Origin of the sequence: Flavobacterium fluvii, assembly GCF_900129545.1 — a bacterium.
GTDB lineage: Bacteria > Bacteroidota > Bacteroidia > Flavobacteriales > Flavobacteriaceae > Flavobacterium > Flavobacterium fluvii.
Window position 1 is genome coordinate 114,790 of the sequence record NZ_FQWB01000001.1, and the last position, 19,957, is coordinate 134,746.

General features: G+C 37.4%; 14 protein-coding genes and 1 tRNA gene. 3 read left to right on the forward strand and 12 right to left on the reverse strand.

What is annotated here, in order from left to right; translation table 11 throughout:
• Positions 1–15: 15 nt before the first annotated feature.
• From BUC16_RS00520 to BUC16_RS00555, 8 genes are read right to left on the reverse strand one after another with little or no spacing between them, the layout of a single operon-like run.
• On the reverse strand, positions 16–1,812 hold the full coding sequence (locus BUC16_RS00520; RefSeq protein ID WP_073367129.1) for a cytochrome c oxidase subunit I: 1,797 nt from the start codon (positions 1,810–1,812) through the stop codon (positions 16–18).
• A 30-nt stretch (positions 1,813–1,842) separates the two neighbouring features.
• Entirely contained in the window at positions 1,843–2,997 is a 1,155-nt protein-coding gene (locus tag BUC16_RS00525; RefSeq protein ID WP_073367131.1) for a cytochrome c oxidase subunit II, read from the reverse strand.
• A gap of 17 nt (positions 2,998–3,014) precedes the next feature.
• Entirely contained in the window at positions 3,015–4,508 is a 1,494-nt protein-coding gene (locus BUC16_RS00530; RefSeq protein WP_073367132.1) for a quinol:cytochrome C oxidoreductase, read from the reverse strand.
• Between the two features lie 27 nt (positions 4,509–4,535).
• Positions 4,536–5,087 (reverse strand): c-type cytochrome, encoded by a 552-nt coding sequence (locus BUC16_RS00535; RefSeq protein WP_073367134.1) that lies wholly within the window; start codon positions 5,085–5,087, stop codon positions 4,536–4,538.
• 8 nt (positions 5,088–5,095) lie between these two features.
• Positions 5,096–5,620, reverse strand: coding sequence for a DUF3341 domain-containing protein (locus tag BUC16_RS00540; RefSeq protein WP_073367136.1), 525 nt, complete (start codon positions 5,618–5,620; stop codon positions 5,096–5,098).
• Positions 5,613–7,016 carry an NrfD/PsrC family molybdoenzyme membrane anchor subunit gene (nrfD, locus tag BUC16_RS00545; RefSeq protein ID WP_073367137.1) on the reverse strand — a complete coding sequence of 468 codons (1,404 nt, stop codon included), beginning with the start codon at positions 7,014–7,016 and terminating at the stop codon, positions 5,613–5,615. Before nrfD ends, BUC16_RS00540 begins: the two co-directional genes overlap by 8 nt.
• A gap of 28 nt (positions 7,017–7,044) precedes the next feature.
• Positions 7,045–10,113: a TAT-variant-translocated molybdopterin oxidoreductase gene (locus BUC16_RS00550; protein WP_073367139.1), complete on the reverse strand. Its 3,069-nt coding sequence runs from the start codon at positions 10,111–10,113 to the stop codon at positions 7,045–7,047.
• Between the two features lie 35 nt (positions 10,114–10,148).
• Positions 10,149–11,492: a c-type cytochrome gene (locus BUC16_RS00555; protein WP_073367140.1), complete on the reverse strand. Its 1,344-nt coding sequence runs from the start codon at positions 11,490–11,492 to the stop codon at positions 10,149–10,151.
• 214 nt (positions 11,493–11,706) lie between these two features.
• Here BUC16_RS00555 and BUC16_RS00560 point away from each other — a divergent pair, with 214 nt between their 5' ends.
• Positions 11,707–12,096, forward strand: a complete 390-nt coding sequence (locus BUC16_RS00560) for an SPOR domain-containing protein (RefSeq protein ID WP_073367142.1) — start codon at positions 11,707–11,709, stop codon at positions 12,094–12,096.
• Between the two features lie 308 nt (positions 12,097–12,404).
• On the forward strand, positions 12,405–13,670 hold the full coding sequence (locus BUC16_RS00565; protein ID WP_244534313.1) for a DcaP family trimeric outer membrane transporter: 1,266 nt from the start codon (positions 12,405–12,407) through the stop codon (positions 13,668–13,670).
• A 304-nt stretch (positions 13,671–13,974) separates the two neighbouring features.
• Here the strand turns inward: BUC16_RS00565 and infB are convergent, their stop codons facing one another.
• From infB to rimP, 3 genes are all read right to left on the reverse strand, one after another.
• On the reverse strand, positions 13,975–16,869 hold the full coding sequence (gene infB / locus BUC16_RS00575) for a translation initiation factor IF-2 (RefSeq protein ID WP_073367145.1): 2,895 nt from the start codon (positions 16,867–16,869) through the stop codon (positions 13,975–13,977).
• 148 nt (positions 16,870–17,017) lie between these two features.
• On the reverse strand, positions 17,018–18,271 hold the full coding sequence (nusA, locus tag BUC16_RS00580; RefSeq protein ID WP_073367147.1) for a transcription termination factor NusA: 1,254 nt from the start codon (positions 18,269–18,271) through the stop codon (positions 17,018–17,020).
• Positions 18,272–18,284: 13 nt separating this feature from the next.
• Positions 18,285–18,749, reverse strand: coding sequence for a ribosome assembly cofactor RimP (gene rimP, locus BUC16_RS00585; RefSeq protein ID WP_073367148.1), 465 nt, complete (start codon positions 18,747–18,749; stop codon positions 18,285–18,287).
• Between the two features lie 180 nt (positions 18,750–18,929).
• Between rimP and BUC16_RS00590 the strand changes: the two genes are divergently transcribed.
• Positions 18,930–19,754, forward strand: a complete 825-nt coding sequence (locus BUC16_RS00590) for a universal stress protein (protein WP_073367150.1) — start codon at positions 18,930–18,932, stop codon at positions 19,752–19,754.
• Between the two features lie 72 nt (positions 19,755–19,826).
• Here BUC16_RS00590 and BUC16_RS00595 read toward each other — a convergent pair.
• A tRNA-Gln gene (locus BUC16_RS00595) sits at positions 19,827–19,897 on the reverse strand.
• Positions 19,898–19,957 lie beyond the last annotated feature (60 nt).

Below are 19,957 nucleotides of genomic sequence, written 5' to 3' on the forward strand. Positions count from 1 at the left end.
TATTGTAAAAAGGGATTAGTGGTGCAACACTACTTCGCCTTCTTTCATTGGCACGTTTTGAGGAACGAAATCTTCATCGTGACCCGGATTACTGTAATCATAAGGCCAACGGTGTACTTCTGGAATTTCTCCTGGCCAGTTTCCGTGCATATGCTCTACTGGAGTAGTCCATTCCAAAGTGTTTGATCTCCATGGGTTTTGAACAGCTTTCTTTCCGTAGAAAATACTGCTGAAGAAATTGTACAAGAAAACCAATTGAAAAACTCCACCAATTAAAGCGAATGTTGTAATCAATACGTTTACGTTTTGCAAATCGTCAAACAATGGGAAGTTGGTGTTTGTATAGTAACGTCTTGGCAAACCTGCCAATCCAATAAAGTGCATTGGAAAGAACACACCGTACGCACATACTGCAGTTACCCAAAAGTGAATATAACCCAAGTTTTTGTTTAACATTCTTCCGAACATTTTTGGAAACCAATGGTAAATTCCGGCAAACATTCCGTAAAGAGCAGATATACCCATTACCAAGTGGAAGTGTGCAACAACGAAATAAGTATCGTGTACGTTAATATCCAAAGTACTGTCTCCAAGAATAATTCCAGTCAAACCACCTGTAATAAAGGTAGAAACCAATCCGATAGAGAATAACATGGCAGGATTCAACTGCAAGTTACCTTTCCAAAGTGTCGTGATATAATTAAATGCTTTTACGGCAGAAGGAATTGCAATCAACAAAGTGGTAAATGTAAATACCGATCCAAGGAATGGATTCATGCCCGAGATAAACATATGGTGTCCCCAAACAATGGTAGATAAAAACGCAATTGCCAATATAGACATAATCATCGCTCTGTATCCAAAAATTGGTTTACGAGAGTTGGTTGCTATAATTTCTGACGTGATACCCAAAGCAGGCAAGATTACGATATATACTTCAGGATGCCCCAAGAACCAGAACAAGTGTTCGAACAATACTGGCGAACCTCCTTGGTAATGCAACACTTCTCCAGCAATATAAATATCAGACAAAAAGAATGAAGTACCAAAACTTCTATCAAAAATCAACAATAAAGCTGCAGACAATAATACTGGAAAGGAAACAACCCCGATAATTGCAGTCACGAAGAAAGCCCAAATTGTAAGAGGCAATCTTGTCATTGACATTCCTTTAGTTCTAAGATTGATAACCGTCACAATATAGTTCAAAGAACCCATTAATGAAGCTGCAATAAACAATGCCATAGAAACCAACCAAAGTGTCATACCTGATCCAGAACCTGGAATCGCTTGTGGCAAGGCACTTAAAGGTGGATAAATTGTCCATCCTGCAGATGCCGGTCCAGCTTCAACAAACAATGAACTAAGCATTACAACACTGGACAAGAAAAACAACCAATAGGATATCATGTTCAAGAATCCAGAAGCCATGTCTCGAGCTCCAATTTGAAGTGGAATCAACAAGTTACTAAATGTTCCACTTAATCCAGCCGTCAATACGAAAAATACCATTATGGTTCCGTGAATAGTAACCAATGCAAGATAAATATCATTTGCCATTACTCCGTTTGGAGCAAATTTATCACCCAACAACACATTAAATATTTTGAATGATTCTTCAGGCCAAGCCAATTGCATTCTAAAAAGCATCGACATCATCACTCCAACAATTCCCATTACAATACCAGTTATCAAGTATTGTTTGGCAATCATTTTGTGATCTATACTAAAAATATATTTAGTGATAAAAGTGTCTTTATGGTGGTGTTCGTGTTCGTGATCTTGTGCGTGATCGTGACCTTCTGCTGACATATTTTGTTTACTTTAAATTTTCTTAAATAATTATTTCATAGCTATTTTAGCAATAGCGGCAGTATCCTTGGCTTTTGTAGAATCAGTTTCCACTCCTCCTTCAACTGGTTTAGGTGCATTGGCGGCTTTAACTTCTTGAACCAATGTAGGTTTCTCGCTTAACCATTTTTTATAGTCTTCCGGCGTATCAACCACCACTTTCATTTGCATGTTATAATGAGAAGCTCCACAAATCTTATTACAAAGCAACAAATAATCAAAAGTGTAAGGATCTAAAGCAGGCTCTCCTTTTGCAACTAATTCTGCACTTTTCTTGGTACGAATAGCATTGATGTTAGCTACTTTTTCAACCATGTAAGGCAATTGTCTGTATTCGTCTGAAGTATAAATCGGTTCGAAAGCGAATTCGGTAACCATACCCGGAACACAGTTCATTTGTGCCCTGAAATGAGGAAAATAAGCCGAATGCAAAACATCTTGTGAACGGAATTTGAAATGAACTTTTTTCCCTTTAGGAATATGCAATTCACTTACCACAATATCATCTTGGGCATTTGGATCTGACATATCAACTCCAAGTGTGTTCACACCATCAATAAGTCTAACATTTGCTTTTCCAAGAACATTGTCAGGTCCAGCATATCTTGCAGTCCATTTGAACTGTTGTGCATATACTTCCACAACGATAGTTTCTTCATCCTCGTCAACAAACATAATATTTGTCCAAGCGTACAATCCGAAAAGAATCAAAACCGCCAAAACAACAGCTGGAATTCCACTCCAAATTACTTCTAATTTAGTGCTATCCGAGAAAAATAATGCTTTCTGACCTTGTTTTCCTCTGTATTTAAAAGCAAAATAGTGCAACAATACTTGAGTAATGGCTTGGACAATAAAAATTAGAACCCAAGTAACATTCATTAAATTATCAATATCGTCCCCATGTGCAGATGCAGGTGTATGCAATACCAAAGAACTCCATTTTATCAATCCGTAAATTGTAAAAATGTAAATGAATGCCAAGAAACCGAACATCAAATAACCCTGCGTGTTATTGTCGCCATCATTCGCTATTTGTGAATCATCGGCTTCACCACCTACCTGAGTTAAATCGAATATCTTAGTCAATTGCCATAATGCAATAGCCAACAGAACTAAAACTATAATTACCAACAAACTTGTCATCTAATTGTTTTTAAATATTAATAATGAAAATGTTTACTTTCTTCAATAAACGGATTTCTCTTCGCCAATAATGGAGCTTTTGTCAATGCCGTGAAAACAACATATATAAATAATCCCAAGAAGAAAAGAACGGACGCAATTTCTGATACTCCAATAAACCATTGGTCTCCTACAGTTCCAGGCATAATCATGTTAAAGAAATCAACATAATGCCCTAACAAAATTACTGTACCTGCCATAACCAATACCCAACTGATTCTTTTGAAATCTGTATTGATTAAAATCAAGATTGGGAAAACAAAATTCATGACTACAGCTCCAAAAAATGGAAGATTGTAATCTTGGATTCTTGTAACAAAATAAGTAACCTCTTCTGGAATATTGGCGTACCAAATCAACATGAATTGAGAGAACCATAAGTATGTCCAAAAAACGCTGAATCCGAACATAAATTTCGCTAAATCGTGGATATGACTTGTGTTTACATATTCTAAATATCCTTTAGATTTCAAATAAAGAGAAACCAAACATATAATTGTAACACCGCTTACCAAGAAACTGGCAAATACATACCATCCAAACAAAGTACTAAACCAGTGTGGATCGATTGACATAATCCAGTCCCAAGACATAATAGATTCAGTTACGATAAAGAATACCAAGAAACCCGCAGAAATTTTGAAGTTCTTTTTGTAGAAACTATCATCATGTGCTTCATCTTGTGCCAAACAATTTTTCCTGGAATAATATCTGTAAAGATTCCATCCAATCAAGAAAACTGCAGCTCTAATAATCCAGAAAGGAAAATTCAAGTAACCCGTTTTCCCGGCGATAATTTCGTCATAATTTGCACTATTTGGATCCGTGACACCTTCACCCAACCATACGAATAAATGATTGAAATGCAAACCACAAAGAACCAATATCACAAAGAAAATAACAGAACCAACAGGTAAATAAGCCGTGATTCCTTGCATAACTCTAAACAATACTGGAGACCAACCTGATTGTGCCACTTGTTGAATGGCATAAAAAGCCAAAACACCAAGAGAAACCAACATAAAGAAGATACAAGCAACATACAATGCAGCCCATGGTTTGTTTTGTAATTGATTTAGAACGTGTTTTAAATGCTTTTCATGCTCGGCATGAGCATCTACTTTGTGCTCGCCTGACTCAGCAACGTGCGCTTCGGTTGAAGCGTGAGCCGGTTCAGAAGCAACGGGAGCTTGAATTGAATCATGCGCTTCTGTTGCAGTATCAGCTACTTTGTTTGCTACTGGAACTTCAGTAGCTTCATGTGCAACTTCTGTTGCAACATGACTTTCTTCAGTTGCTACATGCGCTTCGGCAGAAGCTTCATGGTGACTTCCGTGAGCATCAGCTGCTAGAATTGCCTCAACTGCTTGAATATCTTTGGGTGCAGATAAAAAACCATATCCAATTCCTAAAAGACCTACAGCCATTAAGATGAAAGAAAATGTTTTTAATTTACTTGAAAATGTATACATATCTATTACGATGATTTTGTTCTACAATTATAATTTGCTTTTTAGATCCATAACATAAGATGCCACTAACCAACGCTCATGTTTGCTCAATTGATTGGCGTGTGATCCCATCATGTTAAGACCATAAGTTTCAACATGGAAAATACTTCCTTCATTGATCACTCTCTCTTTGTAATTAGGTACTCCCAAGAACTTTCCTTGTTTAACTAATTTCCCTTGACCATCACCCGTATCACCGTGACAAATGGCACAGTATATTTCAAAAAGACCTTTTGCTTTTTCCATGTCTTTTTCAGACAATGGACCAAGAGGTGATTGCAAATTTGCGGCTTTGACGGCAATCAATGCCTCTGGAGTATTAGGATATTCATAAACTTCAAAACCTCTGTTTATGGTTCCTTCAACAGGAAGTTGCCCTTCTTTACCATCTTTAAAAGCATCCGATTGAGAGTAAGTGTTATAACTTACCGGCTCATACATATTAGGCATGTATTGATAATTTGGTTCCGCATTATTGTGGCAAGACGAAACTAAAATAGTAATACCAACTAAAAGTGTTATTTTATATACGCTTTTCATATCTACTATTAATGCTTTTCAATTACTTTAACTTCTACTGCTCCTGTATTTTCGAAAAAAGAAACAAGCTCTTTTTCATTATCGTTTACTGCAATTTCCATCAAGAAATGGTCATCAGTAGTACGTACATCTGGATTTTCTGCTTCTTTGAAAGGCCACAATCTACTTCTCATATAGAAAGTGATAACCATTAAGTGAGCTGCAAAAAATACGGTTTCTTCAAACATAATTGGCACGAAAGAAGGCATGTTTTCTATATAACTAAAACTTGGTTTACCTCCAATATCTTGAGGCCAATCCTGAATCATTATATAATTCATCATCCAAGTTCCAAAAGACAAACCACACAAACCATATATGAAAGAGCAAATTGCTATTCTGGTTGGTGCAAGTCCCATTGCTTTATCCAATCCGTGAACCGGAAATGGAGTAAAAACTTCTTCAATATGATGGTGGGCTGCGCGTGTTTTTTTAACGGCATCCATCAATATATCATCGTCATTATAAATGGCGTGTATTACTTTATTACTCATGGTGTGAATCTTTATTTGCTGCTCTTTCTCTAATGTAATTATCTCCTGTTCCTTTCAATATTGTTTTTACCTCGGCTTGGGCTATCACGGGGAATGTTCTAGCATACAACAAGAATAACACAAAGAAGAAACCTATTGTTCCAATGAATATTCCAATATCAACAAATGTTGGCGAGAACATGGTCCATGATGAAGGAAGGTAATCTCTGTGTAACGAAGTTACGATAATTACAAACCTTTCGAACCACATTCCAATGTTTACAACAATGGAGATAATAAAAGAGAACATGATACTTGTTCTTAATTTTTTGAACCACATAAACTGTGGTGAAAACACGTTGCAAGTCATCATTGACCAATATGCCCACCAGTAAGGTCCAGTAGCTCTGTTCAAGAATGCATATTGTTCGTATTCAACTCCAGAATACCAAGCAACGAAAAGTTCCGTGATATAAGCAACACCAACGATAGAACCCGTAATCATGATGATGATGTTCATCAATTCGATATGTTGAATAGTAATGTAAGCTTCTAGATTAGATACTTTTCTCATAATGATAAGCAAGGTATTTACCATTGCAAATCCTGAGAAAACCGCTCCAGCAACGAAGTATGGAGGGAAGATTGTAGTATGCCATCCCGGAATAACAGAAGTTGCAAAGTCCATGGATACAATGGTGTGTACAGAAAGTACAAGTGGCGTTGCCAAACCTGCAAGAACCAAGGAAACTTCCTCAAAACGTTGCCAGTCTTTTGCTCTACCGCTCCAACCAAAACTCAAAATTGAATATATTCTTTTGTTAAAAGGAGTTATTGCCCTGTCTCTAAGCATTGCGAAATCAGGCAACAAACCTGTCCACCAGAAAACCAATGATACAGAAAGATACGTCGAGATCGCAAATACGTCCCAAAGCAATGGCGAGTTAAAGTTCACCCAAAGTGAACCAAATTGATTTGGAATTGGAACAACCCAATAGGCCAACCATGGACGACCCATGTGGATAATTGGAAACAAACCTGCTTGAATAACGGAGAAGATTGTCATAGCTTCCGCAGAACGGTTAATGGCCATTCTCCAACGTTGACGGAACAATAAAAGTACCGCTGAAATCAATGTTCCCGCGTGACCAATACCAACCCACCAAACGAAGTTAGTAATATCCCAAGCCCAACCTACTGTTTTGTTTAATCCCCATGTTCCAATACCGGTAGAAATAGTGTAAATGATACAGCCCATTCCCCAAAGGAAGGCTATTAATGAGATTGAAAACACAATCCACCATTGCTTGTTGGCTTTACCTTCGACAGGTGCAGCAACATCCACTGTTACATCGTGATAAGATTTATCACCTATGATTAAAGGTTTTCTAATGGGTGCGTCGTATATATGAGACATAATCCTTTAAATTGATTTTTAATTTATCTTAAGTATTTCTAACTTTAACGTGGTAAAAAACATTTGGTTTTGTACCAACGTGCTCTAGCAAGTGATACATTCTATCTTCTTCTACCAATTTGGCAACTTTACTTTCTTTATCATTAACGTCTCCAAAAACCATTGCACCAGTAGTACAAGCACTAGAACAAGCTGTTTGGAATTCACCGTCAACAATAACTCTTCCTTCGTTTTTGGCTGCCAAAATTGTTGCTTGTGTTTTTTGAATACACATAGAACATTTTTCCATAACCCCACGAGAACGTACACTTACATCTGGATTCAACACCATGCGACCTAAATCATCATTCATGTGGAAATCAAATTCACTGTTTTTGCTGTATAGGAACCAGTTGAAACGACGTACTTTATAAGGACAGTTGTTAGCACAGTAACGAGTACCTACACATCTGTTGTAGGCCATGTTATTTTGACCTTGACGGCTGTGTGAAGTTGCAGCAACCGGACAAACTGTCTCACAAGGTGCATGATTACAATGTTGACACATTACAGGTTGGAAAGCGACTTGTGGATTATCTGACGCATGTTCCATTTCATTAAATGTAGAAAGTGAACTAGACAAACCTGCAATATTTTCTTTTCTTTCGTTATCTCCCGCAAAAGTTTCCTCAGAAGAATAATATCTGTCGATACGCAACCAGTGCATATCGCGACTTCTTCTTACTTCTGATTTACCTACAACAGGAACGTTGTTTTCGGCGTGGCAAGCGATAACACAAGAACCACAACCAGTACAAGCATTCAAATCGATAGAAAGATTAAAATGATGTCCAACAGAACGATCAAATGACGCCCATAAATCAACAGAAGTTGCTTTTACTTCTTCGTGATCCAATGAAACCATTGGTTGCGGATTCCAATGTTCAGCATCTTTGGTATTGAATATCTCTAAAGTAGTTTCTTTAATGATATCCCCTCTTCCCATCAATGTTTTTTGACCTTGAACACAAGCAAATTCATGTTCTCCAGATGCTTTTACCAATGATACTGATTGTACATTGTTAAAGTCTTTATATAATGAGTAAGCATTGACACCTACTTGCATTTCTTCTTTTAAAGCCGCTTTTTTACCATAACCAAAAGCCAAACCTACTGTACCAACAGCTTGTCCTGGCTGAACAATTACCGGCACATTTTCCAATTTAACCCCATCGGCAGTAGTAATAGTGGCATAACTTCCGTTCAAACCACCGTTGGCAACGATTTCATTCGACAATTCCAATTTCTTGGCATCGGCTCCAGAAACAGTAACATAGTTATCCCAAGAAACTCTCGTGATTGGATCTGGAAACTCTTGCAACCAAGGGTTGTTTGCTTGTTGGCCATCACCCAAACCAGTTTTAGTATATAAAACCAATTCAAAACCTTGAGCCGCTTTTGAACTTGACAAAGCACTTGCAGCAGCATTATAATCAGCTGAACCAGCTGAAGCCGCAGATATAGTTCCAACAAAAATTCCGTCATGTAATACTTTATTCCAAGTAGAACCTGCAATTATTGATGTTGAACTTACTTTTAAATAATCATAGAAAGTACCAGGAATTCCATTTAAAGACAACAAAGCGTCTTGAAATTGTCTAGTATTGAACACAGGACGAATGGTAGGCTGAGTCAAACCATAAGTTCCTTTTGTAATGCTTACATCTCCCCAAGATTCTAGGTAATGAGGCGCTGCAGCAGCAATAGTAGTTATCGAAGCAGTCTCATCTTCTTTCAAAGAGAACGAAGCCGAAAGACTTACTTTTTTCAATCCTTCAACAAAATCTTTTGAATTTGGTAAAGAATAAACAGGATTCACGCCACTCATAATCAAAGTATGAACGCTTCCAGCTTTCATGTCCTTAACTAATTGAGCTACTTTAGCATCAGAACCTTTTCTGATTTGTCTGGTTCCAACAGTTGAAAAAGACTCACTCGCCAATTTTTGGTTAATAGCCAAAACCAACAACTGTGCATTCACGTCTTGAATTCCAGAAACCAAAACTCCTTTGCTTCCAGCAGCTCTTAACTGTTGGGCAGCTTTGACAACTTCAGCTTTTAATTTTGAATCTAAAGTTACTGGAATCGAAGCTCCAACAACTGTATTATATATAAGTACCAATGCTTGCTTTTGATTTGCAGTTGACATCGCAACACGCTTGTCGGCAGCAGCACCAGACAAAGTCATATTCGCTTCCAATTGGAAATGACGAGAGATTTTTTTGCTCCCTTGTGATCCTTGAGGAATTCTTCCTTTAGCATAACCTGAATCGTAGCTACCACCTTGCCAATCTCCAAGGAAATCTGCACCAACAGAAACAATTAGGGATGCTTTTGAAAAGTCGTAATCAACCAAAGCTCTTTCACCGTACACAGCTTCGAATGCATCCAAAGCTTCTGATTCAGAAACCGCATCGTAGATAACGTGTTTTGCATTTGGATTTTTTCCAATAAACTCAGCTATCAACTTTTCAGTCGATGGACTTGCCAATGTATTGGTCAAAAGAACAACTTGCCCTCCTTTAGCTTTGGCTTCAGCCAAACTTGATTTAATTTTTGAATCAACATCAACCCAAGAAGCAGGCTTACCAGCAATTTTTGGCTCTTTCAAACGCATACTGTCATACAATGACAATATAGACGCATGGATTCTGGCATTGGCCGAAAACTTGGCTCCTTCAATGGTGTTGTTGTCTATTTTAATAGGACGACCTTCACGTGTTTTTACTAAAAGGTTGGCAAAATCAAAACCATCAAAAACAGAAGTTGCATAATAATCTGCAACTCCAGGAATGATTTGTTCCGGTTGTACTACATAAGGTATCGACATGTGCACAGGACCTTCGCAAGCTGCAAGCGTAGCTGCCGCAGTACTAAATCCAACGTACTTTAAAAAATCACGACGTGATGTTGATGAAGATGCCAAAGCACCATTGTTTCCTAAAAACTCGTCAGTAGGAATTTCTTCAACAAATTCGTTATTTTTAAGCGCCTCAACAATAGAACTATTTCCGTCTAGTTCTTCAACACTTTTCCAGTATTTTTTGTTTGATGACATATTCTATATAAATATTAGCTTCTTAATTATTTTTTTTAATAGTGGCATTTACCACATTCCAATCCTCCCATTTGCGCTGCAGTCAATTTCTCTACACCGTATTTTTTGGAAAGTTGTTCGTGAATTTTGGCATAATACTCGTTGCCTTCCATTTTAACTTCCGTTTTTCTATGACAATCCACACACCATTTCATGGTCAATGGAGCAAATTGTTTTTGAATTTCAAAAGTTTCAACCGGTCCGTGACAAGTTTGACACTCAACTCCTGCAACATTAACGTGTTGTGAGTGATTGAAGTAAACAAAACTTTGCAAATTATGAATACGAACCCATTTTACTGGTTGCGTTTTTCCTGTATATTTCTGGGCATCTTTGTCCCAACCCACAGCTTTGTACAACTTAGCTATTTCTCCATCATAGAAAGCTTTTGAATACTCAGCAGTAGCCGTAGTATCCGAAACTTCAGAAATATTTTTATGACAGTTCATACAAACATTCAACGAAGGAATACCTGCAGTTTTTCCAACTCTAGCTGCCGAGTGACAGTAGTTACAGTTGATTCCATTGCTTCCGGCGTGAATTCTATGAGAATAATGAATTGGCTGAATTGGCGCATATTCTTGGTCATTTCCAACCTGCATCAAGTATCCATAAACAAAATACCCACTGGCCAACAACAAGAATATAGAAGTAACCAATACTAAAAATTGATTTTTAACGAATGCTTTCCAAATTGGCAAAGTTGGTTCTTTTGGAGCAACATTGATTCCATTGGCAGCAGCCACTTTTCTCAAAACATTGTTCACCAAGAACAACATCACGATTAGTATCGCCATTACCAAAGTCAATGCACCTAGAATAACGTTATTCGAAACTCCTCCTTCATTAGCATCAGCACCAGGAACTTTTTCTCCTGCAGCTGGAGCAGTTGCAGCCGCCGCTTTAGGCTCTGAGGTATAAGCAATAATGTTGTCAATGTCAGCTTCCGACAATTGCGGAAAAGAAGTCATTGGCACCTTGTTGTTTTCTTCAAAAACTTTTACAGCCGCAGCATCACCAGATTTGATTAAATCCCCACTGTTGTGAATCCATTTGTAAAGCCACGCTTTATCATGTTTACCACTGATACCTCTAAGAGCCGGCCCAGTTGCTTTTGCGTCCAATTTATGACAAGCGGCACAATTGGTATTGAAAAGGTCTTTCCCTTTTACAGGATCTCCAGCCGTTGCAGCCGCAGGTGCTGCAGTTTCCGCTGCCGGAGCAGCAGTTGCCGCTGGAGCAGCATCTTGTGCAAATGAACTCAAGGACAAAGTCAGCATCAAAGCCACGCTCAAATATAATCTCCTTGTAATCGAATTATGGTCACCCATCTTTTTCATATAGTATAGTAATTATCTACAATATTGATATGATTTTTTTCAAATATAAAATATGACAAAAATCACTTTTTTAAAATATGCGACAAAAATACACTTTAAGAACTATTCTCAAAACCTTAAAATAGTCTTAAATATAATTTATATTCATTCTAAATAATTATTGCGTTTTAGTTTTAATCATTAAACACTATTTTTGCATAAAAACAATCAGATTATGAGAAATCTAGCCCCAAAAAAAATAATTTTATCCGCTTTATTATTAGTTGCTTTATCGCCAAAAATGAAGGCACAGGATCAAAATTCCTCGATTAGTCAAGATCCAAAATTCGAACAATTATTGAACGAAAAGAGAAAAATAAACACTTCTCTTACAGTAAATGATTCCTATAAAATTCAAATTTATAGTGGAGGCAGTGAAAACGCCAAAAAAACACTAACCGAGTTCAAGCAAGAATTCAAGGATCTTGACGCTACCATTGTTTTCAACACACCTAATTATAAGATATGGATTGGCAGTTTCAAAACCCGCATCGAGGCCGAAAAGAATTTGGTCAACATCAAGGATAGATACAAAAATGTGCTTCTGATAAAACCCAGTAGATAATTCTCAACGAAACTCCTGCGGATTTGGAATAATTACCAGAATTTAGGGAAATTACTTTATATAAAAACCGGGTCAATTGACCCGGTTTTTTGTTGTTTTGACTTGTTGTTTGCTCTTGTTAATGGTACGGAATAAAATCACAACCTATGTATAATGAGATATTTAGTTCATTTACAAACTATCTGGATTATAAATTTTTTATTATATTTGGTAAGTAAAAACCAGACTTTTTTGCAACCTTTCTCATTTGAAGTTTTTTTTCACAAATCAAACGGCAGTATTTCAATCACTATTTAAAACCAAAGAATATGATAAAAACAAGATACGCTTCACTGATTATTTTATTATTTTCCTTTAGTCTTACCGCCCAAAACACCGAAGCCGACAAAACTATGGAAATCTTTGGTTTCATAATGATGGATTCGGGCTATGATTTTGGAAGAATAAATCCCGATTGGTATGACACGATGCGTCCCACTCAAATTTTGGACAAAGACGGGAATGAATACCAAAGCCAAGGCGCCTTTTTTATGAGCGTAAGACAAACTACATTTGGAATAAAGAACTATTTGGACACACCAATGGGACAAATCAAAACACATTTTGAATTTGATTTATTTGGGATGGGAAAAGAAGCGGGAAACACAGCTTTTCGCCTAAAACACGCTTATGCCGAATTGGGTAAATTTGGAGCAGGACAAACCAACAGTTTGTATACCGATACAGACGTATATCCAAACATAGTAGAGTTTATGGGGCCTAATGCCTTGCCTTTCCTTCGAAATGTACAAGTACGCTACACCCCGATTTCAAACCAAAACCATTCGTTGGCAATTGCCATTGAGCGGCCAGGAGCCACAGCCGACCAAGGCCAATATGGAAAAGACTTTACCTATACGACATTGCTTGACAATATTAAACCTAGATTTTCAGTACCCGATTTAACGGCAGAATACCGATACAGCAGTACTTGGGGATATTTGGAATTGGCCGGTATCGTTCGAAGCATGAAATGGGAAGACCACAACACCGATCAATATGACTTGACGGGCAGTGCCGTGGGATGGGGTTTGAGCTTATCAACTCGATTAAAAGTATGCGAAAAAATAATTTTTCATGGAGCATTCACCACAGGTGCCGGTATCCAGAATTACATGAATGACGCGGATGCAGATGTTGGAATCAAAAGACAATATGACAACCCAAAAGCCCCCATAAAGGGAGTTGCCATTCCGATGGTGGGAGTGGTTACCTATTTTGACATTAATTGGAGTGAAAAACTTAGTTCGGCCATTGGATATTCGATACTGAACAACACCACCACCGAAGCGCAATTATCAACTGCCTATAAAAAGGGACAATATGCCAGTGTGAATCTTTTGTATTCCCCTGTCAAAGATTGCATTTTGGGTCCCGAATTGCAATGGGGAATGAGAGACAACAATGACTTTGGAGGCGATCCACAATTCAATCTTCCCGCTGCGAAAGGCAATAGCGGAAACGACGTGAAAATTCAGTTTTCATTTAGATATTCCTTCAACAATGCTTTTTACAAAAACAAATATCCAAGCTAAAGAAACAAACTATTGTTTTCTTGACAATTGTCAATGCATTGGCAACAACATATTTTTGATTCAGCCTTGTAAAATCTATCCAACCTACCGCCCTGTTGACTACAAGACAAAGCTCATCAATTGTTGTGGTTTTGTTTTGTTGACATTTCCTTTTTTGTTTAAAGACACAAAAAAAGCTATACACTTTTATGGTATAACTTTTTCTAGTGAAACAATTTCCAATTCACGTCTAGCTCAATATAAATAGCCCTAAAAACAAAAAAATCCCGATTGCTCGGGATTTCTTATAAACTATATCAAAATTTTATTTCAATTTCTTTTTGATGGCCACTTCGTGGAAAGCTTCGATAACGTCTCTTTCTTCGATGTCGTTGTATCCTTTTATTTGAATACCACAATCGTAACCTTTGGCTACTTCTTTCACGTCGTCTTTGAAACGTTTCAATGCAATAAGCTCACCTGTGTGAACCACCACACCTTCACGAATGATCCTGATTTTGGCATTTCTGGCAATTTTACCATCCATAACCATACATCCTGCAATTGTACCCACTTTAGAAATTTTGAACAACTCCCTAACTTCTGCAGTACCCAGAACTTCTTCTTTCATTTCAGGAGCAAGCATTCCTTCCATTGCATCTTTCAAGTCGTCGATAGCCGCATAGATAATAGAGTAATAACGGATATCGATTTCTTCTTTATCGGCTAATTGTCTAGCATTTCCAGCAGGACGAACATTAAATCCAATAATGATAGCATCAGAAGCAGAAGCCAACATTACGTCAGTTTCAGTAATGGCTCCAACACCTTTATGAATAATATTGATTTGAATTTCTTCTGTAGATAATTTAGAGAACGAATCAGACAAGGCTTCAACAGAACCATCCACATCCCCTTTAAGGATGATGTTCAGTTCTTTAAATTGACCCAATGCAATTCTACGTCCAATTTCATCCAACGTAATATGACGTTGCGTACGAACTGATTGTTCACGCATCAATTGAGAACGTTTGGCTGCAATTTGTTTTGCTTCTTTTTCATCTTCAAAAACATTGAACTTGTCACCTGCAGTTGCAGCTCCGTCCAATCCTAAAACAGATACTGGAGTTGAAGGCCCGGCTTCTTTAACAATGTTTCCTCTTTCATCGTGCATGGCTTTAATCTTGCCATGATGTTTTCCAGCCAACATGTAATCCCCAATTTTCAGGGTTCCGTGTTGTACTAATATGGTAGAAACATATCCTTTTCCTTTATCCAAGAAAGCTTCAACGACAGTTCCTTGAGCAGCTTTGTTTGGATTGGATTTCAAGTCAAGAATTTCTGCTTCCAACAATACTTTTTCCAATAAATCTTTTACACCTGTTCCTACTTTCGCAGAAATATCATGCGATTGAATTTTTCCTCCCCAATCTTCAACAAGCAAATTCATACCTGCCAGTTTTTCCTTGATTTTCTCAACATTGGCATTCGGCTTGTCAATTTTGTTGATAGCGAATATAATTGGCACATTTGCAGCTTGAGCGTGAGAAATGGCTTCTTTGGTTTGTGGCATGATGTCATCATCCGCAGCCACCACAATAATGGCAATATCTGTAACTTGAGCTCCACGAGCACGCATTGCGGTAAACGCTTCGTGACCCGGTGTATCCAAGAAAGCTATTTTTTGACCATTATCCAATGTCACTCCATAGGCCCCAATGTGTTGGGTAATTCCTCCTGATTCACCAGCGATAACATTTTCTTTACGGATATAATCCAGTAAAGATGTTTTTCCGTGATCGACGTGACCCATTACGGTTACGATAGGCGCCCTGAAAACTAGATCTTCTTCTTTATCCTCAACAACTTGAATGGCTTCTTCAATGTCAACGGTAATGAATTCTACTTCATATCCAAATTCATCGGCAACAATTGTTAATGTTTCTGCATCCAAACGTTGGTTTTGTGTAACCATGATTCCAAGTGACATACAAGTTCCAATCACTTTGGTAATTGGCACATCCATCATGATGGCAATTTCTCCAACGGTTACAAACTCGGTAACTTTTATGGTTTTACTGCCTTCATCCAATGCTCTTTGCTCGTCATCGGATTTTTGACGGTGTGTGTCTCTTTTATCTCTTCTGTATTTAGCCGCTTTAGATTTACCACCTTTTCCTTGTAGTTTTTCTAAAGTCTCTCTAATTTGATTTTTTACTTCCTCTTCTGTAGGCTCCACTTTGGCAACAATGGCAGGTCTAGCTCCTTTTACGAAACCAGGTCTAGCACCTCTGTTGGCATTGAAACCTCCACCTCCTGTATTAGGAGTGATTTTGTTTGGATTTGGAGCACCCGGAACTCCAGGAGTCGCAGGCGGTCTTGGCGCACCCGGTTTTGGGGCAATCCTTTTTCGTTTATTCTTGTTGGCACTATTAGCTGCACTACCAGGAGCTCCAGGAACACCAGGTTTATTTGGCGTAATTTTAGGATCTTCTTTTTTCTTCTTCGGTTTATTGAACTGGGATAAATCAATTACTTGTCCCGTCAAAGTAGCACCTGAAAGTTTTTGGTATTGTGTCGTGATAGATTCTTCAACAGCCGGCGCATCAACAACTGGAGTTGCTTCGACTTTTGGAGTTGCTGCTTTAGGCGCTGGAACCACGGCTTCAACTTTAGCTTCTTTTATCTCTGCAACAGGTTTTTTAGCCTCTTTGCTTTCAACGGCAATTTTCTCTTGAACAGGTTCTTTTTGTACTGGTTTTTCTTGTTGAACCGGTTTATCTTGTTGAATTTTTTCAACAGGAATTTCCTTTTTCTCAACAGCTGCCGGAGGAGGAACTACTACTGGTTTCTTAGGATTAAGATCAATGTTCCCAACAAGGGTTGGACCTGTTACTGTAGCTCTCGCTTTAATAACTTCTTGGCTTCTTAACCTTTCTTCGTCTTGTTTGCGTTTGTCTTCGATTTCTTTTTCACGTTCAATACGCAAAGCTTCTTTCTCTTTTCTTTTCTCTTCTCCTACTTCTTTTGAAGCTTCTTTATTGCCCTTATCGCCCGCAAACTGACCGCACAAAACATTGTATACGTCGTCAGAAATTTTTGTGTTGGGGTTGGATTCAACAACAATCCCCTTATCTTTTAGATAATCCACAGCTCTTTCTAAAGAAATATTCAACTCCCTTAAAACCTTGTTTATTCTAATAATTTTCTCTTCAGACATAAAACCTTTTTAATATTACCTTATTTTCTCATCCTATGCCCTCTCAATATTAAGAGGCAACAAGTATGACTTTTTGTTTTCCCCCCTCACACTAACTCTCGATAGGAGAGGAAAAATAAGGTTGAAAATTTATTTACTTTAATTCTGACTAACTGTCAAATTCTTCTTTTAGTATTCTCATTACATCCAAAATCGTTTCCTCTTCAAGATCCGTTCTCCTAACCAAATCGTTCACGTCTTGTTTCAGAATACTTTTTGCGGTATCCAATCCAATTTTTGCAAATTCTTCGATTACCCATTCTTCAATCTCGTCTGAGAACTCTGTTAATTCAACATCGTCATCATCCGCAACTGTACCGGCAACATCTCCTTCACGAATAACGTCAAGTTCATAACCTGTCAATTGACCCGCTAATTTAATATTGTGTCCACCTCTACCAATTGCTTTAGAAACTTCTTCCAATTTCAAGAAAACTTCAGCTCTTTTTGTTTCTTCATTAATCTTGATGGAAGAAACTTTTGCAGGGCTCAATGCTCTTGTAATATACAATTGAATATTGCTGGTATAATTGATGACATCAATATTTTCATTCCCCAACTCACGAACGATACCGTGGATACGAGAACCTTTCATTCCCACACAAGCTCCAACTGGATCAATTCTGTCATCATAAGAATCAACGGCTACTTTTGCTTTTTCACCAGGAATTCTCACTACATTTTTTACCATTATAAGTCCGTCGAAAACCTCTGGAATTTCTTGTTCAAATAATTTCTCCAAGAACTTCTCGGAAGTTCTGGACATAATAATTTGGGGTTTATTTCCTTTTAGCTCAACACTTTCTATAATTCCACGAACGTTGTCTCCTTTTCTGAAGAAATCCGATGGAATTTGTTTTTCTTTTGGCAAAACAATTTCGTTTCCTTCATCATCCACCAAAATCACTACTCTTGGACGAACGTGATGTACTTCTGCAGTATATATTTCACCAATTAAATCTTTAAATTGTTTGTAAAGATTGGTATTGTCATGTTCATGAATCTTGGAAATCAAGTTTTGACGCAAGGCCAAAATTGCTCTTCTTCCCAAATCAATCAACTTCACTTCTTCAGAAACCTCTTCTCCAATTTCGAAATCAGGTTCAATTTTTCTAGCCTCTGTTAATGTAATTTCCAAATGATCTAAATCCAAATCATCGTCAGCAACAATCACTCTTCTTTGCCAGATTTCCATATCCCCTTTATCAGGATTGATAATAATGTCAAAATTATCATCAGATCCGAATTTTTTCTTCAATGCATTTCTGAATACATCTTCTAATATCGCCATAAGCGTTACACGATCAATAAGTTTATCATCTTTAAACTCTGAAAATGAATCGATTAATGCTAAATTTTCCATGCCAACTATTTAATTAAAATGTTACTGTAACAATTGCTTCTTTTATTTCCGTATAAGGTATCTCTTGTCTTTTTTGGACAGTTTCCTTCCCTTTTCCAATTTTTTTCGGCTCTCTGGCTTCCCACGACAAAATTATAAAATTATCATTAGCTTCAACCAATTCTGCTTCAATTGTTTGTGTTTCTAATTTTACTATTAGCGTTCTGCCCACGTTTTTCTTGTATTGTCTTACCATTTTTAATGGCGAACCCACTCCCACCGAAGCCACTTCTAAAGAAAAATCCTGTTCTTCTCTATCTAAATTATTTTCGATTGCACGACTCACGTCTATACAATCTTGCAAAATAACTCCATTATCGCCATCTATGTTCACGATGATTTTAAAACTATCGGTTATCGTCAAATCTATGAGGAAAACAGAAGGTTTCTCCAACAATGCCTGAGTTATTAAATCGTTAACTTTATCCTTAAATGCCATAATTTTTATAAAAAGAGGCACGCATTGCGTGCCTCATTATCTAGTTTTTTAATAAATAACAGTGCAAATATAGTGTTTTTTTTATAAATCAAAAAATGATTGTTTTTTGATTTATTTTTTTGTAAATTTAATCTCCCTAATTTACCTCCCAGTTCACTAAATAATTTAATACTTTTAATTATGAAACGGATTTTAGTACCAACCGATTTTTCAATATATTCCAAGGAAGCTTTAAAACTAGCCTCGCAAATTGCCAGAAAGCACGACAGTGAAATCATTTTACTTCACATGCTGGAATTACCACACCAAGGAAGCGACCCTATGGGCGGTGGAAAAACAATTCCCGAGATTATGCTCTACAAAGAAATGGCGATCAGCAATCTGGAGGAATTAATGGATTCAGACTATCTAAAAGGAATCAATGTTTCCGAGGCCGTTGAATTCAAAAGTGTACACAAAGGCATTTTAGACTCCTGCGAAAAAAACAATGTTGATTTAATCATAATGGGCTCTCATGGAACATCTGGATTCGATGAATTACTGATAGGCTCCAATGCCGAAAAAGTGGTTCGATATTCAAAAATCCCTGTTTTGGTCGTAAAAAAAGAAGCAAAGGACTTCAAGGCGAAGAATTTTGTTTTTGCTTCCGATTTTTCGAAAGAAACCCGAAAACCATTCAGAAAAATGCTTGAATTTGCAAAAATTTTCGATTCAAATCTGTATTTGGTAATGATCAGCACCCCCAATAGCTTCAAAACCACTCATGACGCCGAAAGAATTATACGTGATTTTGTTGCAAATTATGAAATTGAAAACTACTCTACCCATCTTTACAACGACACCAACATAGAGAACGGAATCATTAATTTTGCCAATACAGTTGATGCCGATTTAATTGGAATATGTACCCACGGCAGAACCGGCTTATCTCATTTTTTTAACGGAAGCATCGGTGAAGAACTGGTAAATCACGCCTTGAAACCCGTAATAACTTTCAAAATCTGATACTTACGAAAGTCACAAACCTTTACCATTGGACATAAAAAAAACCTCTCAAATCATCGAGAGGTTTTTTTGTTGGTCTACAAGGACTCGAACCTTGAAAGACTGCACCAAAAACAGTTGTGTTACCATTACACCATAGACCAATTCCATTGCTGTTAAGCGAGTGCAAATTTAATACAATTTTTAATTTGTACAAATTTTTT